This is a genomic window from Mesorhizobium sp. P160927, from assembly GCF_057766385.1.
Genome location: NZ_JBYMDW010000001.1, coordinates 2,380,752 through 2,406,722, shown reverse-complemented (window position 1 = coordinate 2,406,722; position 25,971 = coordinate 2,380,752). Strand labels below are relative to the sequence as shown.

Below are 25,971 nucleotides of genomic sequence, written 5' to 3'. Positions count from 1 at the left end.
TGCTTTTTTATTCCCCAAAAGAATCAACCCCGGCAGTTGGCTGCCGGGGCCGCGTCGGATTGCCTACTGGCCGGTGACGATCTTGGTCCAGCTGCGCGTGACGATGCGCTGGGTCTTGGGATCGTAAGGCTGGGTGGTATAGAGCTTCTGCAAGGTCGCGGCGTCCGGATAGACCGAGGGGTCGTCGAGCAGCGCCTTGTCCACGAATTGCTGCGATGCCTTGTTGCCGTTGGCATAAAGGACATAGTTCGACGACTTGGCGATCACTTCCGGCGTCATCATGTAGTTGATGAATTCAAGCGCCTCGGCGACGTGTGGCGCGTCGGCGGGGATTGCCATCTGATCGAACCACATCTGGGCGCCTTCCTTCGGCACGGAATAGCCGATTTCCACGCCTTGCTTGGCCTCGACCGCGCGGTTGCGAGCCTGGAACACGTCACCCGACCAGCCGACCGCCAGGCAGATGTCGCCATTGGCAAGTGCGTTGATGTATTCGGACGAGTGGAACTTCCGGATATAGGGACGGACCTTGAGAAGAGCTTCCTCGGCCTTGGCAATGTCGTCGGGCGAGGTGCTGTTGGGGTCGAGACCGAGGTACTTCAACGCCGCCGGCAGGATGTCGGATGGAGAATCCAGCACATAGACGCCGCAATCCTTCAATTTGGCCAGGCTATCGGGGTTGAAGAACGTATCCCAGCTGTCGATCTTGTCGGTGCCGAGCGCTGCCTGCACTTTCTTGGTATTGTAGCCGATGCCGACCGTGCCCCACATGTAATTGACCGAGTATTCGTTGCCGGGATCGTATTTGGCGGTGCGCTCGGTAACCGTGTCCCACATGTTGGAGAGGTTCGGCAGCTTCGACTTGTCGAGCTTCTGGAACACACCGGCCTGGATCTGGCGGGCCAGGAAATTGCCGCTCGGCACCACGACGTCGTAGCCGCTGCCGCCGGCGAGCAGCTTGGTTTCGAGGATCTCGTTGGAATCGAACGTATCGTAAACGACCTTGATGCCGGTTTTCTTGGTGAAATCATCGATGATCGAACTGTCGATGTAATCCGACCAGTTGAAGACGTTGACGACGCGGTCCGCGGCGTGACCGGCGGGCGTCAAAAGCGCCAGAAATACCGAGGTTGCCGAAAGCCAGAGTGCTTTGCGGATCATGCTATTCTCCTTTGGTGAGTGTTCCATTGCCGGCGCGTCGCGACATGCTCGCGCGGCCGGGCATTTGGTTTAGACTGTTGAGCTTTCCAGAGGTCGACGGCCGCCATTCGGCATACCACCGAAGGCCACCCACTCGGTCGGGGCGGGAAGGAATTGCGATGCCGTCAGAAGCTTTCGCCACCGTGCGGTCAGGGATACTAGAATGTGGTCCGGTCGCGATCGGGCCGCCGGGGAGACTTGGCAAGATACGCCTGTCTTGTTGTTGCCGTGGTCCCAGCCTGCCCGGGCGGCAGCGACATTGTCAATGGGCAAAGCTTCGGCGCCCGCATCAATTAGGCGAAGGCACTCCGGTGACCCCAGCCCGCTGCGGCCGCGCCTGGCGCTTGAATTCGAGCCCGATATGGACAAGCAGCGCCGTAACCACCACCGCGCCGCCGACGATGGTGCGCCCGGACGGCACCTCGGAATGGATGAGCCAGACCCATATCGGCCCCAGGATCGGCTCGAACGTGCCGAGCAACGCCGCGATCGCCGCCGGGATCAAGCGCGCGCCTGTCGCGAAGAAAGCAAGGCCAAGGCCGAGATTGACCACGCCGAAGACGAAGAGGAAGCCCATGTCGCCGGCCGATACCGCGAAGGTCGAAGCCTGCGAGGCGGCGAAGCCCGCCGCCAGGATCGTGCCGAGACAGGTCGCCGGCGTCATGCGCACGCTGGAGAAGCGCCGGGTAATGACGGTGGCGATCGAGAACATGAACGCGATCAGCAGCGCCAGTCCATCGCCTATGGGCGAGACGGCGCCGTCAAGAGATTCAGACACCATGATGGCGACGCCGGCGATGACGGCGGCGATCGCTATCCAGGTCGCGACGGTTACCTTTTCGCGGAACAGCGCCCAGGCAAACAGAGCCGCCAGAAGCGGCACGCCGGCTTGCATCAAAAGGATATTGGCGACGGTCGTATAAGCAAGCGCCACCACGAACGAGGTCGACGCAATGGCGAAGCAGAACCCCACCGCGATGCCCGGCAGGCCCATTTCCCGGAATGACTTCACCATGCCGCGCCAGCCGTCACGCCAGACCATGTAGCAGAGCAGGAAGGCGGCAGCCCAGGCAGAGCGCCAGAAAATGACCGTCCAGCTGTCACCGACGCTGATGAAGCGGGCGATGGTGCCGCCGAAACTCCACATCAGCGCCGACAGGAAGACCAGGAGCATGCCGACGCGTTCCTCGCGCGGCGAGACTGTCGAGGTAGCGAGGCCGGTCGACGCAACAAGGCCCGGCGATGATGCTGTGGCTGTCATGGGCGCGACTGTCGAGCTTTTGTTGACGGGACGATGCGCAAGAGACGACAAAAAACTGGTGTGTTCGCGTAACGCAAAGACTTAAGGCGTGGGTGATCCAGAGACCGGCGACGATTGTGGCACCTTTGCTGCGGCGTTACTGGAAGTCGAAGGCACTCAAGCCGGTCACCATCTCGTCGAGGCCGAGCGGTCGCGTCACCGGCGGCTCGGCGCGCGCCAGGCAGCCAACGCGCTCGCAAAGCCGGCAGGCGGGGCCGACAGGCGTCGCCACGACGGTGCCCGCCCCCATCTTCGCGCCGGCCGCCGAGCCAGGCAGCACCGTGCCATAGACGATGTCGTCGCGTAAGCCGATGTCGCAGCCGAGCAGCAGTGCCGTGCGGCGCGGTCGTTCGGAGAATGCGCCTTTCGGCCCCTCCAGCGTGCGGGCGATGCACAGGAATTCGGCGCCGTCGGGCATTTCCACCGCCTCGACGAATATCTGGCCCGGCTGGGTGAAGGTGACATGCACGGGAAGCTTGGGACAGCCACCGCCAAAGCGGCTTTGCGGAAAGCCCTGGCTGCCGGCCTTGCGGAAGCGGTTTCCCGCATTGTCGATCTCCAGCATGAAGAAGGGCACGCCGGAAGCACCTGGCCGCTGCAGCATGGTCAGCCGGTTTGCCGCCTGCTCGAAGGAGACGCCGAAGCGCGAGCGCAGGACATCGATGTCGTAGCGTGAGCGAACGGCCGCCGCGTGAAAGGGCTGATAGGGCATCATCAGCGCATGGGCGGCGTAGCGGCCGAGTTCGAAGCGGGCAAGGCGGCGCGCCTCGTCCGTGGTCAGCCTCAGCGCCTCGATCTCGCCGGCGACCGCAACCGTCATACGGATCAGGCAGGCCTCCATTGCGACTTCACGCAACTGGTCGAACGGCGACAGACGCTCGGATAGGAACAGGCGCTGCGAGTGGCGGTCGTAGCGGCGGCGCCAGTTCGGCATGGTGGCGACCGGCAGAACCTTCACCACGATGCCGTATTCGCGCTTCAGCCATGCCTTCAAGGCGCCAAACAAGTCGTCGCCGGGATCGAGCACCGACGTGAACGCCTCGGCCTCTTCCTCGAGCGAGGCGAAATGGTTCGGGCGCCGCTCGAAAATCTCGTGCACCTCGTCGATCGGCAGGCGGGCGCCGGAGAGGGCGGTCGCCCGACCCTCGCGGGCCAGAAGCTGGTTGAGATCGGATAGCCGCTCGGCTTGCTCGCGATAGGCTCGGAACAGTTTTATCACCGCGGCGGAGGCATTGGGCGCCGCCTCGGCAAACTCGATCAGTTCCTGATCTCCCGGCAGTTCGCCGACCAGCAGCGGATCGGTAAACACCTCCTTGAGGGCAGCGACCGATCCCCTTGCCTCGCCCTGAAGCTCATGCGGATCGACCTTGTAGACCGAGGCGAGCTTCAGGATCAGTTGCACCGTCAGCGGTCGCTGGTTGCGCTCGATCAGGTTGAGGTAGGACGGCGAGATGCCGAGCCCCTCGGCCATCGCCGTCTGGGTCAGGCCCTTGGCGCCGCGGATGCGGCGGATGCGCGGCCCAGCGAAAATCTTCTGGTCAGCCATCGCCAATCCTTGACAGCAATTTACAAACCGTTCGCTGCATCCCACCCCTCTTCGCTTGACAGGATTGACAACTTTACAGTGCCCTTCTGTCAAACACAACACAGGTTTTCTCTTATATGCGTCCAGTTTTCCTAATTGTTCTGGCTCATGCTGCCGCAATATGTAAATTCAGTCACATAGAAGCGGCCCCGAGAATTGGCTGTGCAGAAACCTTCGGAGTGACTAATGACTGATTTTTACAACCTTGTCCCCTCGGCGCCTGACGGTCGCTTCGACGGGATTGAGCGTCCCTATTCGCCGGAGGACGTGAAGCGGCTGCGCGGTTCGGTGCAGATTCGCCAGAGCCTTGCCGAAATGGGTGCCAACCGGCTGTGGAAGCTCATCCACGAGGAGGACTTCGTCAACGCGCTCGGCGCCATGTCCGGCAACCAGGCGATGCAGCAGGTGCGCGCCGGACTGAAGGCGATCTACCTGTCGGGCTGGCAGGTTGCCGCCGACGCAAACACCGCCTCGGCGATGTATCCGGACCAGTCGCTCTATCCCGCCAATGCGGCGCCCGAACTGGTCAAGCGCATCAACCGCACGCTGCAGCGCGCCGATCAGATCGAAACCTCCGAAGGCAAGGGGCTTTCTGTCGAGACCTGGTTCGCGCCGATCGTTGCCGACGCGGAAGCCGGCTTCGGCGGTCCGCTCAACGCCTTCGAGATCATGAAGGCGTTCATCGAAGCCGGTGCCGCTGGCGTCCACTATGAGGACCAGTTGGCGTCTGAGAAGAAGTGCGGCCATCTCGGCGGCAAGGTCCTGATCCCGACCGCGGCGCATATCCGCAACCTCAACGCGGCGAGGCTCGCGGCCGACGTGATGGCCACGCCAACCTTGGTGGTGGCACGCACGGACGCGGAAGCTGCAAAGCTGCTGACCTCCGATATCGATGAGCGCGACCAGCCCTTCGTCGACTATGATGCCGGCCGCACGGTGGAAGGCTTCTACCAGGTCCGGAACGGCATCGAGCCTTGCATCGCGCGGGCCATTGCCTATGCGCCGCACGCCGACCTGATCTGGTGCGAGACCTCGAAGCCCGACCTGGCGCAGGCCAAGAAATTCGCCGAGGGGGTGCGCAGGCACCATCCGGGCAAGCTGCTCGCCTACAATTGCTCGCCGTCGTTCAACTGGAAGAAGAATCTCGACGACGCGACGATCGCCAAGTTCCAGAGGGAACTGGGCGCCATGGGCTACAAGTTCCAATTCATCACGCTGGCCGGCTTCCACCAGCTCAACTACGGCATGTTCGAACTCGCCCGCGGCTACAAGGCGCGGCAGATGGCGGCTTATTCCGAGCTGCAGGAAGCGGAATTCGCGGCGGAAGCCAATGGCTATACCGCGACCAAGCACCAACGTGAGGTCGGCACCGGCTATTTCGACGCCGTCTCGATGGCGATTACCGGCGGCCGGTCGTCGACCACGGCCATGCATGAATCAACCGAGCACGCGCAGTTCAAACCGGCCGCGGAATAGCGACCAGGGGAATACCGAAGAAACGCCCAACAGGGCCTCAGACATAGGAGAAGACCAATGGCATCGATAAGTCGCGTCAAGGAACGGGCCGAAGAGCAATCGACCACGATGAACGTCGACCAGCAGGCGACAATCCGCATGCTGGCCAACGACCTGCACAGGCTCAACCAGTCGGTGATGAAGGCGGTCGAGGCGGGCGTCTCGGTGGAGCTCGTGCGCTCCGCGAGGCACCATGGCGGCGACGGCAATTGGGGCGACCTGCTGATCCCGGTGATCGTTACGCAACAAAGCCATGGCTGACCCGGAAGCGCTACAACCGGCCATTTGCCCGCGCCGCGTATGCGCAGGTGAATTTTATTTTTATGTAACCAAGCTATGTACAGGGTAGTACAGTGCTGTTGCTTGAATCCACTGTGTAGGAGATGCTTTCAGAAGTCCTTTATTTCAACTTGACATAGGGCGCGATCTCACGCCAATTGTCCCCAGATTCAACTCTGCATTGAAATAGGGGCGAGATTCTTGGCCGACTTGGGTGCCCAGTGAGTGACAAGGGGAAGAGTACAACACATCTGAATCTGGCGACTCGGGGGGCAAACATTGAGACGATCCGAGATTCCTCGCGGGTGCTTGTTGTCGGGAAGTCGCCGATCAATCGCGTCGTGGTGTCTAAAATCGTTGAGCGTTCCGGGCTCAAGCCACTCTCGGAATCGCCTGAAATGGCGGTGAAGACCTTGCGTTCGCTTATCCCCGGGGCGGTTGTCCTCGATGGTGGCCCCGACAACAAAGACTGCGACACGCTGATGTCCAGCATCGACACGTTGCGGCGAGCCACGGGCAAGGCACTTCCTCCCGTGATCCTGCTTTCAACCAAGAATGACACGCCGGAGAGCCTGGGCCTGGCGCATGTCGTCGACGTGGTGGTGGCCAAGCCGATCACCCCCGAACGGTTGCAACCGGTCATCGATCGCCTGACCGGCCGCTAAAACGATTCCAAAAAGGCGAGAACCGTTTTTCCATCCAGGACTGCGCGAAAAATCAGCCGGAGGTCAACGATCAAACTCTGTTTTTGATGCTTTCGACCAGCGCGGGCAATTGGCTGAGATCCGATATCTGGCGGAAACGCGGCTCGGCAACCGGCGCCTCGACATGTTCGAGCACCCAAGTCAATTCGTGTGGCACATGGACACCCCAGCCGCCAGCCTCGATGGCGGGCACCACATCCGACTTTAGCGAATTGCCGACCATCATGCCCCTTGCCGGGCCATCGCCATGGCGGTTGAACAGGCGCGCATAGGTCGCGGCGGTCTTGTCGCTGACGATCTCGACCGCATCGAACAACTCGCCCAGCCCGGAGCCGGCTAGCTTGCGCTCCTGATCGAACAGATCGCCCTTGGTGATCAGCACGAGGCGGAAAGTGCCGGCGAGCTTCTCGACCGTCTCGCGTGCATGCGGCAAGGGCTCGATCGGATGGCCCAGCATCTCGCGGCCGGCGTCGAGAATCTCCGATATGACGGAAGCCGGCACGCGCCCGTCGGTAACTTCTATCGCCGTCTCGATCATCGAGAGCGTAAATCCCTTGATGCCGAAGCCGTAGATCGCGAGATTGCGCCTCTCGGCTTCCAACAGTCGAGCCGAGATCTGCTCGCCCTCGCCATGATCGGCCAGCATGGCGGCAAAGCGCCTTTCCGTCATTCGGAAGAACCGTTCGTTCTGCCAAAGCGTGTCGTCGGCATCGAAGCCGATCGTGGTCAGTTCGCTGCTGGGTCTCATCGCCGGCTTCTCGAGTGCGGAAAGACGCCAAACCTATGCCGACCGGCAATCGGTTTTCAACCCGAGACGGCAAATGCCAGCGGCGGCTCCCCTTCCCTTCCATCGCACGGCACGGCTATACTTGAAAATCCGCAACCCAAACTGGTGAATGATGCCGCCTGCAAAAAAGGAAGTCCGTCCGTCGAGCCGCGGAGGACGAACGCGCACACCTGCCTTCGTGAAAAACCTGCGAGGTGTGAAGAACTGGAAGGAGGTCAGCGATTGGCTGGAATGGCGCGGCATCGAGGATATCGAATGCATCACGCCTGATCAGGCTGGCGTGGCGCGCGGCAAGATGATGCCTTCGAAGAAATTCACTTCCAACACCTCACTGGCGCTGCCTTCGGCCGTCTTCATGACGACGATTTCCGGCGGCTATCCGGAGGACGGCAACGGCTTTCACTATCCGGAAGACGACGGCGACCTCAAGCTGATGCCGGACCTGTCGACATTGACCGTGGTGCCCTGGGAAGAAGACCCGACGGCCGCCGTCATCTGCGACCTCGTCCACCAGGACGGCCGCTCGGTCGAGTTCACGCCGCGCAATGTGCTGAAGCGCGTGCTGGCGGCCTATGACAAGCTTGGGCTGAAGCCGGTCGTGGCACCCGAAATCGAGTTCTACCTCGTGCGCAAGAATCCAGACCCGGACTATCCCCTGACCCCGCCTGTCGGCCGCTCGGGGCGCGCGATCGGCGGCGGCGCCGGCTATTCGATCGCCGGCGTCAACGAGTTCGACGAACTGATCGACGACATCTACCATTTCTCCGAAAGCCAGGGCCTGGAGATCGACACGCTCATCCACGAAGAGGGCGCCGGCCAGCTCGAGATCAATCTGCGCCACGGCGACCCGATCGAGCTCGCCGACCAGGTATTCATGTTCAAGCGCACCATTCGTGAAGCCGCGCTCAAGCATGAGATCTACGCGACCTTCATGGCCAAGCCGATTCAGGGCCAGCCGGGCTCCGCCATGCATATCCATCAGTCGATCGTCGACAAGAAGACGGGCAGGAACATCTTTTCGGCCGAGGATGGTTCGGAGACCGAGGACTTCTTCCATTTCATCGGCGGCATGCAGAAGCACGTGCCGAATGCGCTGGTTATGTTCGCGCCCTACGTCAATTCCTACCGGCGGCTGACGCAGGCGGCCTCAGCCCCGGTCAACAACAAATGGGGCTACGATAACCGCACCACGGCGTTCCGCGTGCCGCGTTCCGACCCTGCGGCGCGGCGCGTTGAAAACCGCATCCCGTCCTCCGATGCCAATCCCTATCTGGCGCTGGCGGCTTCGCTTGCCTGCGGGCTGATCGGCATCACCGGGAAGATCAAGGCCGAGCCTCCCGTGCTGACCACTGCCAACGCACACGAGATCGACCTGCCGCGCAGCCTGCTCGAAGCCGTCGACCTGTTCGAGGGCGACGAGGAACTCTGCGCATTGCTGGGCAAGTCCTTCGCCGCCACCTATGCGGCGATCAAGCGGGCGGAATTCGAAACGTTCATGGAAGTGATCAGTCCGTGGGAGCGGGAATATCTGCTGCTCAACGTCTGACCAATCATGAACTACCAATCGCCCATTTCCCCCGGCCGATCCTGGTATGAGGACACGGCTGGGCCGCGGCCCGAATATCCAACGCTCGACGGTGATCGGACCTGCGACGTCGTTATTATCGGCGGCGGGTTTACCGGCCTGTCGGCAGCGACGCATTTGGCCAAGGCCGGTAGCAACGTTGTCCTGATCGAAGCATATCGTTTTGGCGACGGCGCTTCGGGGCGCAATGGCGGCCAGCTCGGCACCGGGCAGCGTGCCTGGGCCGAGGACCTAGAGGCCGAATACGGTCTGTCCCGCGCCAGGGCACTGTTCGATCTCGCCGAAGAGGCGAAGGCGCATCTCATCGACTTCGCCGCCATAAACCATATCGATATCGACTATATGCCGGGCCAGCTCTCGGTCGCGCACAAGCCGCGCTATGTCGACGACTACAAGGCGCATGCCGAAATCATGGCCGGCCGCTTCTCGTACCCGCACATCTCCTTCATGGATGCGAAGGAGACGGCGGATCGATTGGGCTCGAGCGCTTATTTCGGCGGCACGCGCGATATCGGGACCGGCCATATCCATCCGATGAAGCTGGTGATTGGCACGGCGCGGGTGGCGGCACAAGCCGGCGCCCACTTGTTCGAAGGGACGCCATCGACCGGCATCGTCTCGGCGGGCGGCAAGGTCAAGGTCTCCACGCCAAGAGGGACGATCTCGGCGCAAAAATGCCTGATCGCGGTCAACGCCTATGGCGGCACGCTCGAGCCGGTGAGTGCCGCGCACATCATGCCGATTGGATCCTTCATCGGCGCGACCGTGCCGCTGGGGCCGGATTCGAACATCTTGCCGGGGGGCGAATCGGTCGACGATTCCCGCTTCGTCGTGCGCTATTTCCGCAAATCCAGGGATGGCCGGTTGCTGTTCGGCGGACGCGAGGTCTACGGCGTCAACGATCCCAAAGATATCCACATCCACATTCGCCGTCAGATCGCGGAGCTCTATCCGGCATTGAAGGATGTCGAGATCACGCATGGCTGGGGCGGCTATGTCGGCATCACGGTGCCGCGCAAACCGTTCGTGCGCGAAGTGATGCCGAATGTGATCTCGGCCGGCGGCTATTCCGGCCATGGCGTCATGCTGTCGAACTTCTTCGGCAAGCTCTATGCCGAAACGATTGCCGGCAATCGCGACCGGCTGAAGCTGATCGAAGACCTGAAAATTCCGCCATTTCCCGGCGGCCGCCGTTTCCGCGCGCCGCTGCTTTTCCTGGCGCTCAACTGGTTCGCTCTGCGCGACAGAATCTAGGCGACATCGGATCGCCACGATCCCAAACCGTCACGAGCTGATGTGATATTGTATATTCATTGTAACATTTGTTGCCTCAGCGGCACATTGCGGAAATGCCGGCAAAGGCGCAGAACCCCTGGTAATGGCGTACTGACGCCACAATCGCGGGCGAAACGTCCGCATCTGGGCGATTGTTCGGAGATGTTGCGGGCCCGCCCGCGTTTTGGGACCGATGCTGATCGAACGCGTGACTTGCGATATTTGATCGAAAGAACACCGGCCCGCTTATGGAGGTGGCAGGAGTGAGAGAGCCCTTCAGTTTCGGTGCTCCGGAACGTCGGCGCTTCGCCATGCAGTTCGGCTATGACATGCGCCCGTCATTCTGGCAGGGCGTCCGTTCGAACTCGCACCTGGTTATTGCGGCAATAGGCACCGCGGCACTGCTTGGCGTTGCCGCAGTGGCGCTCTGGCTGGCGTTGCCGACCGGCGAGAGGCAAGCAGCCGCCAGTCCCGAGCAGAGCATTCCGACCATTCCGGTGAAAACGACGAAAGTTCCCTCCTCGGGGACGACGGTGACGGCGGCTGCCGTGACGCCTCAGGCGGAGCGCAAGTCCAGCCAGGTGTCACCGACCACGGCAGCGGCGGCGGTGAACATACCAGCGCTTGCGGCCAATGATCCGCGCTGGACAGGGGCGCAGCCGAAGGCTGCCGCGGCAACTGATCCCGATCAAACCGCGGCTCCCAGCCAGGTAGCCAAGCAGCCCGAGCCGGCGCCAAACAAAACAGCGGCGGCATTCGCCCAATCGTCTACCGATACCGATGCCACCGACGAACTTGCCAAGGTCGCCGCACCGAGCCCGCCTGCCGATAGCAGCAATCCCGATGGCGCGCAGACCGCCGCCATTCCGGAGACGCAGCCGCAAGCACCGGAACAGCAGCCGGCGGCGACCGATGACGATGGCGGCAAGGCCAAGGCCAATCCGCGCATGGTGACAGCGGCCGGCAACGGACGCATCCTGAGAGCGGTGACCATGCGCAGTGCTCCAAAGAAGGGTGCCACCCCCATCGGTACGGTCCCTGCCCGGACCTCGGTGCAACTGATGGGCTGCAAGAAGTGGTGCGAGATCGTCTACAACGGCAAGCACGGCTGGGTGTACAAGAGCTACGTCAAGCCCGGCACGTAATGTGAGGGCGCGTTTGGACCGGCTTGGGTGCCGGGCCCAGCCTTATGACGACCTGCCTCTGAACATGCCGCGGAACTGCCGCCACATTCTGGTGCGCCTGCGGAGCATGACGTGGGCGCGATGCTGTTCGTAGGGCAATTCATACATACCACAGGTTTGGCAGCCTTCCTTCTTGCCACAGATTGGGATCCAGCATTTGACGTCATGCGTCCAGGCGAGCGCGATGCGCTCCAGGTGAAGGTTGGATGAGCTTTTGACGAGGATCAGTTCGCCGGGCACCGCCGTCCGTTTGATATGGTCGGAGACTTCCTTCACCGTCCGAAGCTCGACAAACTGGCCGTTGTCGCGATCGCTCTGACTAGCACGCGAGCGATGTGCGTTGTCTCCGGTATAGATCACCTGATCGGCGATTTCCCGCGCGGTTTGGTAGGCGTGAGCGTATTTCCTGGACGAGCCTGTGTAGTCCGAAATCTGGCCAATTACGATGCGCTTGCGGCTGGCAGTAGCCTTGGCCATCATGTCCAGGGCAAGATTGATCGAGTGCCAGGGCGCCTTGGCGGCATCGACGATGAATTGCGGACCGCCTTCGGTGATCAGCACGGCACAGCGATTCACGACTGGCTGGAACGTTGCCACCTGGGCCACAACCTTGTGTGGAGGAACACCGAGTTCGAGCGCCGTAGCGACGGCGGCAACGGTGGGTAGCCAGAAATATTCGGCGGGAAAAGACGTCTGGATTTGCAGCAGCCCTCCTCGCCAATGGATCGAAAAGGTTAGCCGGTCCGGATAGGCGGCGTGGATGTCGGTCACACGATAGTCGGCCATCTGTGCCGCGCCGAAGGTGACGACGCGGCATCCAGCGCCGGTAGCCATGTCAGCGACATAGGGATCGTCGGCATTAAGGACTACAAGGCCCCCCGGACGCAATGCCGCGACCAATGCACGCTTTTCGATGGCGACGTTTTCCAGTGTCCTGAAACTGGCAACGTGCTCCAGACGAACCATGGTGACGACAGCCACATGCGGCTGCAGCATTTCCGCCATTGGCCGGATCGTGTCGACGCCGTACGCCCCGGTTTCCATTACGACATAGTCGGCCTGTTCCACATGCTTCATGCGCCTGTAGAGCGTGCTGACGACCGAATGGATGGTGTTGGCCAGAACCTGCGTGTAGACTGGTCGATGAGCGGCCAATATGTGCCCAAGCAGTGCCGTGACGGTCGATTTTCCCGAGCTGCCGGTGACGCCGATGAAAGTCGCCTTGCTTTTCGCGCGGGCACGCTTCGCCCTGTAGACACTGACGCGCCACCGCAGATCTTTGAAAGCTTTGCGTAATTTCGACTTCATCGCGCCAACAATCCCGTTCCCCGGAAAGAACTTGAGGCCCCGTAACTTCAAGTCAAGTCGATGCCCGAGTCGCGGTCAAGTCGGCGATTGCCTCAGATGCAGCGCCCGCCATCGACCTCCAACGCGACCCCGGTGATGAAAGCGGCCTCGTCCGAGGCCAGCCATAAAGCCGCGTTGGCGATATCGAGCGGGGTCGACAGCCGCCCGAGCGGGATCGAGGCGCGGAACGCCTCGCGGATCTCGGGCGTGTCGGCGCCCATGAATTTCTCCAGCATGCCGGTTTCGCCGGCGACCGGGCAGAGGCAGTTGACGCGGATGTTTTTCGGCGCGAGCTCCACCGCCATCGACTTGGTGGCGGTGATCGCCCAGCCTTTCGAGGCATTGTACCAGGTAAGGCCGGGTCGTGGCCTCAGCCCGGCAGTCGAGGCCGTGGTCAGGATGACGCCACCGCCTTGCCGCTCCATGATCGGCACCACGGCAAGGGCGGCATGATAGATCGCCTTCATGTTGACGGCGGTGATCAAATCGAAGGTCTCCTCATCGACCTCGAGCATGTCACCGTTGCGATGGGTGTAACCGGCGTTGTTGACCATGATGTCGATGTGCCCGAAGGCGCTTTTTGCGGCATAGACCATTTCGTCGAATTCGGAGCGCAACGAAACGTCGGTCTGCGTCCAGATCGCCGCCTCGCCGATCTCATCGGCGACGCGTTTCGCACCCTTGGCGTTGAGATCGGCGATAACGACCCTGGCGCCCTCTTGCGCGAAGCGCTTGGCCATGCCTTCGCCGAAGCCCGATGCCGCCCCGGTGATAATGGCGACCTTGTTTTCCAGACGCATGCTTTCCCCGCTCATCGATATCTTCCCGCGACCAACAAGGCTGCCGACGGCCGTGGCCCACGCCGCGACAGACAAGCGCCCATTTCTCCCTTAGCTTTCGTCACATTCACGTTCTATGCTGCAACTGCGAAAGCTTCCGGAGTCTTCGTTCATCGACAAGCCTCCGGCTGGCGCCAGTGTCAAGCGCACAGGTGGACTCAATCAATATCCAGCGATTGGTCCTCGATGTGACACCATGGCACTGGAAAATTTAAATCGATTAGAATATATCATCCGCGTACTTGCGACCGGCGTCAAAGCGGACAGACCATGACCAGCCAGATCATTCCCGTCGATCCTTTCGACTTCATCATTTTCGGCGGTACCGGCGACCTGTCGGAACGCAAGCTGCTGCCGTCGCTCTACTATCGCCAGCGCGACCATCAATTCTCCGAGCCGACGCGCATCATCGGGACGTCGCGCTCGAAAATGAGCGACGAGGAGTTCCAAGCCTTCGCCAAGCAGGCGATTTCGGACCATGTCAAGCCGGCCGATATCGATGCCAAGGAGTTGAAGACCTTCCTCGCCCGGCTTTCCTACGTCCCGGCCGATGCAACGAGCGGCGCCGGTTTCGACAAGCTGAAAAAGGCGATCGGCGAAAGCGACCACATCCGCGCCTTCTACCTTGCCGTGGCGCCGGCGCTGTTCGGCGACATCTCGCACAAGCTCAAAGAGCATAACCTGATCACGCCGAATTCGCGCATCGTGCTGGAGAAGCCGATCGGCCGCGATCTTGCCTCGGCGCGGGCGCTCAACGACTTGGTCGGCGACGACTTCCACGAAAGCCAGATTTTCCGCATCGACCATTATCTCGGCAAGGAGACGGTGCAGAACCTGATGGCGCTGCGCTTTGCCAATGCGCTCTACGAGCCGCTGTGGAATTCCGCCCACATCGACCATGTGCAAATCACGGTCGCCGAGACCGTCGGCCTGGAAGACCGCGTCACCTATTATGACAAGGCCGGCGCACTGCGCGACATGGTGCAGAACCACATGCTGCAGCTGCTTTGCCTCGTCGCCATGGAAGCGCCCTCGTCGATGGACGCCGACGCGGTGCGCGACGAGAAGCTCAAGGTGCTGCGGGCGCTGAAGCGCATCAACGGCAACGAGGCGCCGAAGCACACCGTGCGCGGCCAGTACCGCGCCGGCGCCTCGGCCGGGGGACCGGTGAAAGGGTATGTCGAGGAACTCGGCAAGGACAGCAACACCGAAACCTTCGTCGCCATCAAGGCCGAGATCGGCACCTGGCGCTGGGCGGGCGTGCCGTTCTACCTCAGGACCGGCAAGCGGCTGGCGACCCGGGTTTCGGAAATCGTCATCGAGTTCAAGCCGATCCCACATTCGATCTTCGGCGACAGCGCCGGGCCGATCTTCGCCAACCAACTTGTCATCCGGCTGCAGCCGGATGAAGGCGTCAAGCAGTTCATCATGATCAAGGACCCAGGCCCGGGCGGCATGCGGCTGCGCCAGATCTCGCTCGACATGAGTTTCGCGCAATCGTTCGACGGCCGCGCGCCCGACGCCTACGAACGGCTGATCATGGATGTCATCCGCGGTAACCAGACGCTGTTCATGCGCCGCGACGAGGTGGAAGCCGCCTGGAAATGGATCGACCCGATCCAGAATGCCTGGGAAGGCGCCAAGCAGGAAGCGCAGGGCTATACGGCAGGCACCTGGGGGCCGTCGGCCTCGATAGCACTGATCGAACGTGACGGGCGGACATGGCACGAGAGCAATTGAACAGCGCCAGCTACAACTGGAACGCTTTTCCCGACCGTTCGCAACTGGCCTCGGCGCTGGCTGGCCGCGTCGCCGATGCCCTGACCAAGGCGATCACCGGGCGCGGCACGGCATTGCTGGCGGTCTCCGGCGGCACGACACCGGCAAAATTCTTAGCCGCGCTCTCCGCGGCGCCGATCGCCTGGGACAAGGTGATCGTGACACTGGTCGACGAACGTTTCGTGCCGGCCTCCTCGCCGCGATCCAATGCCGGGCTGGTTGCCGCCAACCTGCTGCAGAACGCGGCCAAGGCGGCCCGCTTCGTTCCGCTCTACCACGAGGCGGTCGGCATCGAGGATGCCGCGGCATCCGATGATGCGGCCCTGCGATCCCTGCCCTGGCCGCTTGATGTCGTGATCCTCGGCATGGGGCCTGACGGCCATACCGCCTCCTTCTTTCCCGATGCCGACGATCTGCCGAAGCTGCTCGATCCCGCCTCTGACAGGATCATCCTGCCGGTTCATGCTGCAAGTGCGGGTGAGCCTCGGCTGACCCTGACCCTGGCGCGGATCATCGACGCCGGTTTCATCGCGCTGCACATCGAGGGCGAGGACAAGCGAACCGCCTTCGACGGTGCGGCCGCGCCAGGGCCGCGAAAGCCGATCCGTGTCGTGCTCGACGCATCGCCCAAGCCCGTGGAGGTTTTCTGGGCGCCCTGATTGCAATCTTACAAGTGGTCCCGGCAACGGCGGGAGGATGTTTCCGGGACCTCGCCTGAAAGGACCTGATCCCATGACCGCAAGACGCGATATCGAAGCCATCACCGAACGGATACGCCAGCGCTCCAAACCGGGCCGGGAGCGCTACCTCAGCCGTATCGCCGAAGCGTCGAACCAGACGGCCAACCGGTCGGTGCTGTCCTGCGGCAACCTTGCCCATGGCTTTGCGGTCTGCAGCCCCTCGGAAAAGCTGGCGCTCGGCGCCGACAAGGTGCCCAATCTCGGCATCATCACCTCTTACAACGACATGCTGTCGGCGCATCAGCCCTTCGAAACCTTCCCTGCCCTGATCAAGGAGGCCGCGCGCGAGGCGGGCGGCATCGCCCAGGTGGCCGGAGGAGTGCCGGCGATGTGCGACGGCGTGACCCAAGGGCAGCCCGGCATGGAGCTGTCGCTGTTTTCGCGAGACGTGATCGCCATGGCAGCCGCGATCGGCCTGTCGCACAACATGTTCGACGCCGCCGTCTATCTCGGCGTCTGCGACAAGATCGTCCCGGGGCTGGTGATCGCCGCACTGACCTTCGGCCATCTGCCGGCGGTGTTCATTCCTGCCGGCCCGATGACGACAGGCCTGCCCAACGATGAGAAGGCCAAGGTCCGCCAGCTCTATGCCGAGGGCAAGGCAGGCCGCGCCGAGCTCTTGGAAGCCGAGTCCAAGTCGTATCACGGGCCGGGCACCTGCACCTTCTACGGCACGGCGAACTCCAACCAGATGCTGATGGAGATCATGGGCCTGCACACGCCGGGCGCGTCCTTCGTCAATCCCGGCACGCCGCTACGCGACGCCTTGACCCGCGAAGCGACGAAACGGGCGTTGGCGATCACCGCGCTCGGCAACGCCTATACGCCGGTCGGGCGGATGATCGACGAACGTTCGTTCGTCAACGGCGTCGTCGGCCTGCATGCCACCGGCGGCTCGACCAACCACACCATCCACCTGATCGCCATGGCGGCCGCCGCCGGCATCGCGCTGACCTGGCAGGATATTTCCGACCTCTCGGAAGCGGTGCCTCTGTTGGCACGGGTCTATCCGAACGGACTTGCCGACGTGAACCATTTCCATGCCGCCGGCGGCCTCGGCTTCCTGATCCGCGAACTGCTCGACGAAGGGGTGCTGCACGAGGATGTGCGGACGGTGTGGGGCGAAGGCCTGCGGCCCTATGCGGTCGAGGCAAAGCTCGGCGCCGATGGCGGTGTGCTGCGCGAGGCTTCGCCGCGTGCAAGCGGCGACGAAAAGGTGCTGGCGCCGTTCAACAAGGCTTTCCAGGCGACGGGCGGACTGAAGGTGCTGGCGGGCAATCTCGGCCACGCCGTCATCAAGACATCAGCCGTCAAACCGGAGCGGCGTGTCATCGAAGCGCCGGCCAAGGTGTTCGACAGCCAGCAGGGGCTGAACGACGCCTTCAAGGCGGGCACACTCACCGGCGACTTCATCGCCGTCATCCGCTTCCAGGGTCCGAGGGCCAACGGCATGCCGGAACTGCACAAGCTGACCACCGTGCTCGGCATCCTGCAGGATCGCGGCCAGCGCGTGGCGCTGGTCACCGACGGGCGCATGTCGGGCGCCTCCGGCAAGGTGCCGGCGGCAATCCATGTGACGCCGGAAGCGGTCGAGGACGGGCCGATCGCGCGGATCCATGACGGCGACATCATCCGCCTCGACGCCGATGCCGGCACGCTGGAAGTGCTGGTGCCAGGCACCGAATTCGCGCTGCGCCGCACGGCCGAAGTCGATCTCATCGGCAATGAATTCGGCTTCGGACGCGAGTTGTTCGCCGGCTTCCGTCAATTGGTGGGCCGCGCCGATCACGGTGCCAGCGCGTTCGGCACTGCCTGACGCATTCTGTCCGGCATAAAAAGGGCGGCACGCGGCCGCCCTTGTTGCCCGTCGAAATCGCAATCCTTATTGCACCGTCAGTTCAACCCGCTCTCCGGCCTTCACGGTCACTGCGCCTTCCTTCTTGCTGTTGTCCGACTTCTCCGAAACCACCGCGTAATCGCCCGCCGTTATCGCGGCCTGATACTTCTCGTCATAGGCATAGCCGATCGACTTGCGATTGCCATTGATGTCCTTCTTCGTCTCGAAGATCTCGATCTTGGAGGTGCCGGGCGCCGTGATTGCCAGCACGCCGGCATTCATGGCGACCTTGAGGTCCTGGAATTCGCCGACCTTGACGCTGAAAGGCTGTTCCACGACGGCGAGATCGACCGTCGCGATCAGCACATAGTCATCGGGCGGCAGATCGAACTTGCTGTCGGGGCCATAGGCATAGGTGACCTCGTCGCGGGTCCCATCGATCTTCTTCTTGGCTTTGAGCACCTTGAAGCCGGTGCCTGAACCGTCAGCCTTGTCGCCGCCGGCCACATAGTATGCGTTGGCAACGACATGGCCCACGCCCACGATGATGTCCTTGTCGATCACCCTGCCTGCGGCGAGCGGGATCGTTTCGGTGACCACGCCCTGCCCGATCGTGACGGTCACTTTCTCGTCGCCGGCCGGCAACACGACTTTCGTGTCTCCATAATAGGTCGGAGGGTTGTCGACGCCCGGATAGGCGATCACGACAGAGGCCCCGCTGGCCACATCGGCACCTTGGCTCGGTCGCGGATGCAGGATGAGCGTGCCGGCATTCAAGGTGAACAGCGGCTTGTAGACCTGGCCCGCCTCGATCTTGATCTTCTGCTCCGTCTTGGCCTCGCCGTCGCGCGCGACGACGACGTAGTCGCCCGGTTCCAGATTGGCTTTGTAGTCCCCATATTCGGTGGTGACGTTGTCGCCGCGCGTGCCGTCTGATTTGGCCTTGTAGACTTCCCAGGCATTGCCTTCGATGACAGGATCGCCGCCCTCGGCCAGCACCACGGTCGGCATGAAATTGAACTCGGACTTGGCCGGCTCGGGCGCTGGCGCCGGAGCGGGGGCTGGTGCTGGCTCGGGCGCTGGTGCCGGCGCCGCGACGGTCTCGACCAGCGCTTCCTGCAGCGCCTTCTCATCGGAAGCCTGGATGTATTTGCCGCCGGTGTTGTCGGCGAGGCAGGCAATCTGCTTGCCTTCGTCGGCGGTCAGGCCGAAGCCGACGACGTCGGCGGTGAAATCGACGCCGGAGGCTTCGAGTTGCTTGCCAAGCGCACAAGGATCGCCGCCGCAAGTTTCGAGCCCATCTGTGATAAGAACGACAGTTGCCTTGTCCTCGGTGTATTTCAGCGCTTCGGCCGCCTGCTTGACGGCTGCCGTCAGCGGCGTCTTGCCGAGAAACTTCATGCTGTCGGCGGCTGCCGAGATGGCGCTTGCCGAGCCCGCCTGGGGCGGCACGATCAGCTGAATGTCGTCGCAGCTGCCTTTTTCGCGATGGCCATAGGCCATGAAGCCGATCTCGTCGTCGACGGGAACCGATTGAAGCACGGTCCTCAGCGATTCACGGGCAATTTCCAGCTTGGGCTTGCCGTCGATCTGCGCCCACATCGATCCCGACGCGTCGAGGATGATGATGACCTTGTTTGCGGCAAAGCCGAATGTCGTCGTCGACAAAAGGAGGATCGCCGCAGCGATGCTCCGCGCAAGTATCGCCATCGAAATCTCCTGAGTAGCCACCCCGTCCGCTGGCCGAAGCTATTTGAGCGCGTGCCGGGACACAAGCCACCGCTATCAACGATAGCCCGCATGGGGCCCGTGCGTACCCAATTCAGTATGTCGTGCGGCGCTCTTCCGAGGGCGGGCGGCCAAATTGCAGCCGATAGCTCTGGGCAAAATAGGAATGCGAGGTGAAGCCGGTAGCGATCGCCACGTCGAGGATCGGCATGTTGGTCTGGCGCAGCAATTCGCGTGCCCGCTCCAGCCGCAGCCGCATATAGTAGCGTCCGGGCGTGACGTTGAGATGCCGCAGGAACAACCGCTCCACCTGGCGCACCGAGAGGCCCGCCGACTTGGCGAGTTGTACCGCCGACAGCGGTTCGTCGAGATGGTCGGCCATCAGTTCGACGATGCGTCGCAACTTCTCCGACTTGCCCGTCAGGTCACGCTCCGGCCCGACGCGCTGGCGGTCTCCAGCGGAGCGGATGCGCTCGTGCTGGAACTGGTTGGCGACGCCATTGGCGAGGTTGGAGCCGAAATCGCCACGCACGATTTCCAGCATCAGATCGATCGAGGTGGTGCCGCCGGCGCAGGTGTAGCGTTTGCGGTCGATCTCGAAGACGTTGCCAGTGCAGTTGATGTCAGGAAAGCGCTCGACGAAGCCGGCGCGGTTTTCCCAATGAATGGTGCAGCGATAGCCTTCGAGCTGGCCGGCCTCGGCCAGCAGGTAGGATCCGACCGACAAGGCACCAAGCGCGTTGCCGCGCCGGCCCCAGCTGCGCAAGGCCGCCAGAACCTTGCTCTTGCCCGGAAATTCCGTCGTCAAGCCGACCGAGACGAAGAGAATATCGACCGGCGGCAGGTCTGCGACGGCGTAGTCGATCTTGAGCGGCAGGCCGTTGGAAGCCATCACCGGATCCCCGTCGGCCGACACAGTGGTCCAGCCGTAGAAATCGCGGCCGAGCAGGCGGTTCGCCGACCGGAACGTATCGATCGCGGCGGCCAGCGAGAACATGGAAAACTTGTCGACCAGCAGGAAAGCGAACTGCCTGCCGCCTTGAACGGGATCATTCGTGACCGGCCGTTCCGGGGAAATGGTGGGGTTCGGCAAAGTTGCGGCTTTCAGGGTCAACCCGGGCTCAGAAGGAAGGCCGCTTCAATCCGGCCGCAAGGTAGGCCGAAGCTAACGTATTGGCCATCAACATGGCAATGGTCATCGGCCCGACACCGCCGGGCACCGGGGTGATCGCGCCGGCCGACTTTGCCGCATCGGCATAGGCGACATCGCCGACGAGACGCGACTTGCCCTCGCCTTTCTCGGGCGCCGGAATGCGGTTGATGCCGACATCGATGACGGTGGCGCCAGGCTTGACCCAGTCACCCCTGATCATCTCGGGCCTGCCGACGGCGGCGACAAGAATGTCGGCGGTGCGGGCAAGCGCCGGCAGGTCCTTGGTGCGGCTATGCGCGATGGTGACGGTGCAGTTGGCGGCAAGCAGCAGATTGGCCATCGGCTTGCCGACGATGTTGGAGCGGCCGACGACGACGGCGTTGAGGCCGGACAGATCCTTGCCGCGCACGCGCTCGATCAAAAGCATCGAGCCGGCGGGCGTGCAGGGAACAAAAGCGGTATCGAGTTCACCGGTGCCGAGCTTGCCGACATTGATGAAATGGAACCCATCGACGTCCTTTTGCGGCGCGATGGCCTGGATGATCTTGCCGGCATCGACATGGGCGGGCAGCGGAAGCTGGACAAGGATGCCGTTGATTTCGGGATCGGCGTTGAGTTCGGCGATGAGCTTGAGCAGCGCCTCTTGGGACGTTTCCGCCGGCAGCGTATGCTGAAGCGAATGAAAGCCGCATTCCTTGGCGGTGCGGGATTTGGAGGCGACATAGACCTGGCTCGCAGGATCCTCCCCGACGATGACCACGGCCAGGCCTGGCTTGGCCTTGCCCTTGGCGACCAGCTCGGCGGTAAGCGCCTTGACCATCCGCACCACGTCTTCGGCAACGCTTTTTCCGTCAATCACTTCGGCCATGCCACCCTCAACATCGTTCCGCTCAACGCCGCTTCGAGAACATAATGCCGCGGCGCAGGCAATCTGCAGCGCGGCATTGTCACGAAAATACAAGCTCGCAACCCCGTCAAAGCGCCTTCCCATGCCGTTTACGCGAAACCGGCACGGTTTTGTTCGGCCTCCGCCCCCTATCTGGTGGCTCAGAAGTAGCGGCGACGGGTGCGGTTTTCCGTGAGTTCACGGACCGCTTCGCGGAATTCACGCAGGCTGGCGCGAATCTCTTCGACCGATGCTTGTTCGCCACCCTCCTCGACTTGGATCGGCCCCGCGGGCGGAGCGGCCGAGGGCTGCGTCGGAGCGGGGGGCGGCGGATACGGCATCTGGGCCGCATAGGGTCCCGCCGCCGCTGGAATGGAGGGATGCCCCGCCGGCGACCAGGGCTGCGCCTGAAGATAGCCCAACGGCTGTGCATAGGGAGAGGACGGCAACGGCGGAGCCGGGTACGTTGCCTGTTGCGGCATCAGCGGCGAGCGCGAAGGCAAGGTCATCCGCTGCCCATACCCGGCGTCGGCGCCCGGCTGGAAGGGTGACTGCGAATAATCCAGGCCGGCCGCCTGCCGAGGCCCGAAACCGGACTCCGGATGGCCAGGAAATAGCGGAGCGTTGACAGGCCGGCCGTTGTCGGCGAAGGCGGGTAGGCCTAACCCGCGGGAGATGTCGTCGTCGGCTTCGGCCGACGGCTTGCGGGACATGGCCTTGCGCAGTCTCGACATGAGTGCGCCGATCCTCCCGGAGCTTTCGGCGCGAGCGGCCTCGGTCCGCGTGACCGGCGGCGGTGGTGCGGGCGGCGGCGGCACAGGCGTTGCCGACATGGGCGGCTCTGGCGGAGGCTCCGCCCGGAATGGCTGCTCCTCGCGAGGCGCTCTCTGGTCACCCAACTTGCGTTCGTCCACCTTGCGCTCGCGGCGTGAGCGCGAGCTTGCCGTCTCGCGCAGGCTATCATAGGTACCGCGCAGAGCGCCGAGGCCAACGCCGGCGGCAAGGCCAAGCAGCAGGCCGGCGAGCGCCACCAAGGCCCGTGAGGGTCCATTTGGCTCGAGGGGGGCCTGGGCGGGAGTGATCACATTGATGTTGGTCGTGTTGATGCCCGTCTGTTCACCAGTCTCCTTGGCGCGCAAGAGATATTGTTCGTAGACGGAACGCTTGGCAGTGGCCTCACGCTCCAGTTCCCGCAGGGCCACCAGGTCGCTGTTGACGTCGCCGCTTTGGACCTTCGCCTGGGCCAGCCGGGAAGCGAGGTCCTGTTCAAGCTGAACCGCGCGCTTCAAGTCGACCTGCAGCGAAGAGGCGATGCGGCGCAGTTCAGCCGCGATGCGCTCGCGCGCGCCCGCGATCTGGGCGTCGAGGGCCTGGAGTTCTGGATGACGCGGTCCCAGCCGGACCGCGGCACGATCGGCCTCCTGCTTCAGCGTTGCATATTGCGAGCGCAGATCGCTCATGGTGTTGGAGTTGATCTCTTCCGGCAACGTGCCGGTCAGAACGGAATTGACGTCCAGCGAACGCGCCGACGCCGCCCGGGCATTGAGTTCCAGCGTGCGGGCGCGGGCGACCGAGAGCTGCTCGTTGAGCTTCAGCATTTGATCGTCGCTGATCAAATGGCCTTGCGCGTCGACCAGACCATGCGTGGCCCTGAAATCCTCGACCTTGCGCTCGGCCGCCTCGACCCCCTTGCGCAGATCATCGAGCTTGGACGTCAATTCGTTCGTCGCGCGTCCGGCCATGTCGGATTGGTACTTGGCGGCTTCCTGCTGGAAGACGGTCCTCGTCGTGTTGGCAATGAGCGCCGACTTGTCGCCATTCTGGGTTACGGCGCTGACGGAAATGACAAAAGTCTTGCCGCTGCGTTCGACCGACAGGCTCTTGGCCAGATTGCCGACAGCCAGCGCCTGGCGGCGAACCTCATCGACGCCGCCCGGCCCATCGTTGCGTGACACGATCGAGCGGATGAGCGACATGACGCCGAGGCCGCCGGAGCCTTGCCCATTGAATTCCGGATCGTTGACGAGGTTGAGATTCTTGACGACCTGATCGAGAACGGTGCCCGAGGTGAGCATCTTGATCCGGGTTTCGACGACGGCCAGCGCGGCATCGGGCTGGCCTACCGGTTGGGTAAGATCGCGATCGGAGAGCTTCAGGTCACCCGGCTCGATGATCAGTTCGGTCGTGGCTTCGTATTTCTTCGGCATCGACAAGGCGATGGCGACGCCAAGTCCAGCGCCCAGTATCGTGGTCGCAACGATCAGCAGCTTCGACCTGGCAACGCCGCGAACGACCAGCATCGGATCGATCAGCGGCTTCCATTGCTGACTGTCGGTCCCGCCATTGGAGGACGGGTCAGCTCCGCCCGTAGCGCGGGACCCGATTGCCTCAACGGCGCCACCCGTGCCCGAAGATTCCTCCGGGGCGGGCGTTGCTGGCGGCATGTCGGGTTGCAAATCGCCGGTGCCAGTTTCCCCCCGCGAAAGCCAGGCGCCCTCGGATACAAACGGCTGCTCATCGTCCAGGCGAGACCGTTCGGCGTTATCGGCTGCCGACCGAGGCGGGCTCGCCTTCGTCTCGCGACGGGAACGGGCCAGGCGATGGCGCGTGGCGGCATCCTCGCGCCATGAGGGGTCCGCGCGGTCTCCTATCGATACCAGCGAAGCATCCTCCTCGCCACGCACGGCTTCGCCAAGCGCCAGCAAGGAGCGCTCGCGCTTCCAGTCTTCACGGTTTTCCCTGTCGACCATTGTCGTGGAGCTTTACTCTTGGCCGCTTGGCAGCGGCGGTCGGCCATTCGTTAAGCCACGCTAAACAGGCATAGGAAACAAAAGGTTAATTTCCGGGAGACGATCGCGGTATTCACGTTATGGTTGCAACAATTCTCAACACAGCTGAAAGCTTCAGAACGGCGCGTTAAACTTTCCACCCTATGCATTTTCCTCGACGTATGACTGAGGCCAGCGACATACCGCAAAGGCGGACCTTCGCGCGGATCGGCACCTTCATGGCCGAACGGCGGGGGCTGGCGCGCGACTATTTTTCGGCGATCAGCGGCGCCGGCGGGCGATTGGTGTTTTCACTCGCCTATTTCATCGCGCTCGCCAATACGCTGTCGATCGCAGAGTTCGGCATGTTCGCCACCGCCTCGGCGGCCGGCGTCATGCTGTCGAGACTTCTCGCCTTCGGTTTCATTTCGGCACTCTACCGCACCGCCACCATCCGCCCCAATCTGATCGGCACGTTCACTGCGGGTTTCCTGCTGCTCGGCGCCGCCTCGCTGCCGCTTTTGGGCGTGGCCTCGTTCGGCGTCTACCTGATCTTCTTTGCCGGCACCGTGCCGCTGTCGGTATTCACGGCGATCGTTTTTGCCGAGGCGCTGCTGTGGCGGCCGGTGGAAGTGGCGCTGATCGTCAACAACGGGCTGGGCAAATTCGGCCGTGCAGCCGTACTGGCGATCTTGGCCACCGCACTGCGGGCGCTTGGCGCGGTGTTGTTCATGGTCTCGCCACAGCATGGCATTTGGATGTGGTCGTGGTTCTACATAGGGGCCAACGCCGCCTCGCTGCTTTTGGCTTTCGGCTGGTTCTATCCACGCCAGCGGCTGCGGCTGCGCATCGAACTCTATCTGCGGCGCCTCGCCGATTCCATCTATGTGGCCGGCGCGGAGGTGTTGTTCTACCTGCAATCGGAATTCGACAAGCTTCTGGTGCTGGCGATCGGCGGCCCACATCTGGCCGGCATCTATGCCATCATCATGCGGCTCGTCGACCTGACGGCGATCCCCATCCGCACCTTCTCGATGATGCTCGTGCAGCGCATGATGCGTGCGCCGGAGCTGCTGTCGCGCCTTGCGGTAAAGAGCGGCATCGAGGGCGGCGTGTTCCTCGTTTCAACGCTGGCGCTGGCAGCGCTTGGCATCGTGCTGCATTTCTTTCCCAACGCGCTTGGCAGGAATGTTTCCGAGGCCGCACCCCTGGTGGCGTTGGCGATCTGCGTGCCTGGACTGCGCAACCTGGTCGAATACCAGGCCGAGCTTCTTTTCGCGCGCGGCCAGACGCTGGTGCGGGCGCTCAATCTCGGCCTGCTCGCCGCCCTCAAGGCGCTGCTGCTGACCTATGTGCTGACCACCATTTCCGAAACATCTGATCTGGTGCTGTCGCTCAACATCGTCTTCCTGCTCCTCTATCTCGCGTCCATGCTGCTGACCTATTCGGCGCTGCGCAGACCGGCCAAGGCAATCTAGGA

The 25,971-nt window shown here is 62.8% G+C and carries 20 protein-coding genes; 10 read left to right on the top strand and 10 right to left on the bottom strand.

The window, feature by feature from the left end; translation table 11 throughout:
* Positions 1-63: 63 nt before the first annotated feature.
* The 3 genes from AC3CB8_RS11625 to AC3CB8_RS11615 form a co-directional block, all read right to left on the bottom strand.
* Positions 64-1,161: a polyamine ABC transporter substrate-binding protein gene (locus AC3CB8_RS11625; protein WP_023772832.1), complete on the bottom strand. Its 1,098-nt coding sequence runs from the start codon at positions 1,159-1,161 to the stop codon at positions 64-66.
* 328 nt (positions 1,162-1,489) lie between these two features.
* Positions 1,490-2,461, bottom strand: coding sequence for a DMT family transporter (locus AC3CB8_RS11620; RefSeq protein ID WP_023772831.1), 972 nt, complete (start codon positions 2,459-2,461; stop codon positions 1,490-1,492).
* A gap of 136 nt (positions 2,462-2,597) precedes the next feature.
* Entirely contained in the window at positions 2,598-4,046 is a 1,449-nt protein-coding gene (locus AC3CB8_RS11615; RefSeq protein ID WP_352565897.1) for a helix-turn-helix domain-containing protein, read from the bottom strand.
* Between the two features lie 225 nt (positions 4,047-4,271).
* Between AC3CB8_RS11615 and aceA the strand changes: the two genes are divergently transcribed.
* From aceA to AC3CB8_RS11600, 3 genes are all read left to right on the top strand, one after another.
* On the top strand, positions 4,272-5,561 hold the full coding sequence (aceA, locus tag AC3CB8_RS11610; RefSeq protein ID WP_352565899.1) for an isocitrate lyase: 1,290 nt from the start codon (positions 4,272-4,274) through the stop codon (positions 5,559-5,561).
* A 57-nt stretch (positions 5,562-5,618) separates the two neighbouring features.
* Positions 5,619-5,861 (top strand): SMc00767 family acetate metabolism repressor, encoded by a 243-nt coding sequence (locus tag AC3CB8_RS11605; protein ID WP_127384318.1) that lies wholly within the window; start codon positions 5,619-5,621, stop codon positions 5,859-5,861.
* A gap of 269 nt (positions 5,862-6,130) precedes the next feature.
* Positions 6,131-6,544 (top strand): response regulator, encoded by a 414-nt coding sequence (locus AC3CB8_RS11600; RefSeq protein ID WP_435053060.1) that lies wholly within the window; start codon positions 6,131-6,133, stop codon positions 6,542-6,544.
* A gap of 70 nt (positions 6,545-6,614) precedes the next feature.
* Here AC3CB8_RS11600 and AC3CB8_RS11595 read toward each other — a convergent pair whose 3' ends face one another.
* Positions 6,615-7,331, bottom strand: coding sequence for an HAD family hydrolase (locus AC3CB8_RS11595; RefSeq protein ID WP_023783704.1), 717 nt, complete (start codon positions 7,329-7,331; stop codon positions 6,615-6,617).
* Between the two features lie 148 nt (positions 7,332-7,479).
* Between AC3CB8_RS11595 and AC3CB8_RS11590 the strand changes: the two genes are divergently transcribed.
* The 3 genes from AC3CB8_RS11590 to AC3CB8_RS11580 all read left to right on the top strand — a co-directional run bounded on the left by AC3CB8_RS11590 (position 7,480) and on the right by AC3CB8_RS11580 (position 11,375).
* Entirely contained in the window at positions 7,480-8,916 is a 1,437-nt protein-coding gene (locus AC3CB8_RS11590; RefSeq protein ID WP_023772826.1) for a glutamine synthetase family protein, read from the top strand.
* A 6-nt stretch (positions 8,917-8,922) separates the two neighbouring features.
* On the top strand, positions 8,923-10,209 hold the full coding sequence (locus AC3CB8_RS11585; RefSeq protein WP_352565903.1) for an NAD(P)/FAD-dependent oxidoreductase: 1,287 nt from the start codon (positions 8,923-8,925) through the stop codon (positions 10,207-10,209).
* Between the two features lie 284 nt (positions 10,210-10,493).
* Positions 10,494-11,375: an SH3 domain-containing protein gene (locus AC3CB8_RS11580; RefSeq protein WP_352565905.1), complete on the top strand. Its 882-nt coding sequence runs from the start codon at positions 10,494-10,496 to the stop codon at positions 11,373-11,375.
* A gap of 42 nt (positions 11,376-11,417) precedes the next feature.
* Here the strand turns inward: AC3CB8_RS11580 and AC3CB8_RS11575 are convergent, their stop codons facing one another.
* Both AC3CB8_RS11575 and AC3CB8_RS11570 read right to left on the bottom strand, forming a co-directional pair.
* The gene (locus AC3CB8_RS11575) at positions 11,418-12,722 is read right to left on the bottom strand and encodes a Mur ligase family protein (RefSeq protein ID WP_352565907.1); all 1,305 of its coding nucleotides are present in this window, start codon (positions 12,720-12,722) and stop codon (positions 11,418-11,420) included.
* Positions 12,723-12,814: 92 nt separating this feature from the next.
* Positions 12,815-13,561 carry an SDR family oxidoreductase gene (locus AC3CB8_RS11570; RefSeq protein ID WP_031241153.1) on the bottom strand — a complete coding sequence of 249 codons (747 nt, stop codon included), beginning with the start codon at positions 13,559-13,561 and terminating at the stop codon, positions 12,815-12,817.
* A 309-nt stretch (positions 13,562-13,870) separates the two neighbouring features.
* Here AC3CB8_RS11570 and zwf point away from each other — a divergent pair, with 309 nt between their 5' ends.
* From zwf to edd, 3 genes are all read left to right on the top strand, one after another.
* The gene (zwf, locus tag AC3CB8_RS11565) at positions 13,871-15,340 is read left to right on the top strand and encodes a glucose-6-phosphate dehydrogenase (protein WP_023772821.1); all 1,470 of its coding nucleotides are present in this window, start codon (positions 13,871-13,873) and stop codon (positions 15,338-15,340) included.
* Positions 15,322-16,038 carry a 6-phosphogluconolactonase gene (pgl, locus tag AC3CB8_RS11560; RefSeq protein WP_352565910.1) on the top strand — a complete coding sequence of 239 codons (717 nt, stop codon included), beginning with the start codon at positions 15,322-15,324 and terminating at the stop codon, positions 16,036-16,038. Before zwf ends, pgl begins: the two co-directional genes overlap by 19 nt.
* A 73-nt stretch (positions 16,039-16,111) precedes the next feature.
* Positions 16,112-17,935: a phosphogluconate dehydratase gene (gene edd / locus AC3CB8_RS11555; RefSeq protein ID WP_023772819.1), complete on the top strand. Its 1,824-nt coding sequence runs from the start codon at positions 16,112-16,114 to the stop codon at positions 17,933-17,935.
* Between the two features lie 66 nt (positions 17,936-18,001).
* Here edd and AC3CB8_RS11550 read toward each other — a convergent pair whose 3' ends face one another.
* The 4 genes from AC3CB8_RS11550 to AC3CB8_RS11535 form a co-directional block, all read right to left on the bottom strand.
* The gene (locus AC3CB8_RS11550; protein WP_352565912.1) at positions 18,002-19,666 is read right to left on the bottom strand and encodes a vWA domain-containing protein; all 1,665 of its coding nucleotides are present in this window, start codon (positions 19,664-19,666) and stop codon (positions 18,002-18,004) included.
* 112 nt (positions 19,667-19,778) lie between these two features.
* Complete coding sequence (locus tag AC3CB8_RS11545; protein ID WP_032922464.1) at positions 19,779-20,777, bottom strand: GlxA family transcriptional regulator; 999 nt, start codon at positions 20,775-20,777, stop codon at positions 19,779-19,781.
* Between the two features lie 28 nt (positions 20,778-20,805).
* Entirely contained in the window at positions 20,806-21,705 is a 900-nt protein-coding gene (gene folD, locus AC3CB8_RS11540; RefSeq protein ID WP_352565914.1) for a bifunctional methylenetetrahydrofolate dehydrogenase/methenyltetrahydrofolate cyclohydrolase FolD, read from the bottom strand.
* Positions 21,706-21,884: 179 nt separating this feature from the next.
* Positions 21,885-24,473: a GumC family protein gene (locus AC3CB8_RS11535; RefSeq protein ID WP_352594980.1), complete on the bottom strand. Its 2,589-nt coding sequence runs from the start codon at positions 24,471-24,473 to the stop codon at positions 21,885-21,887.
* A gap of 200 nt (positions 24,474-24,673) precedes the next feature.
* On the opposite strand from AC3CB8_RS11535, the gene AC3CB8_RS11530 reads away from it, so the two are divergent.
* Complete coding sequence (locus AC3CB8_RS11530) at positions 24,674-25,969, top strand: lipopolysaccharide biosynthesis protein (protein ID WP_023772814.1); 1,296 nt, start codon at positions 24,674-24,676, stop codon at positions 25,967-25,969.
* Positions 25,970-25,971 lie beyond the last annotated feature (2 nt).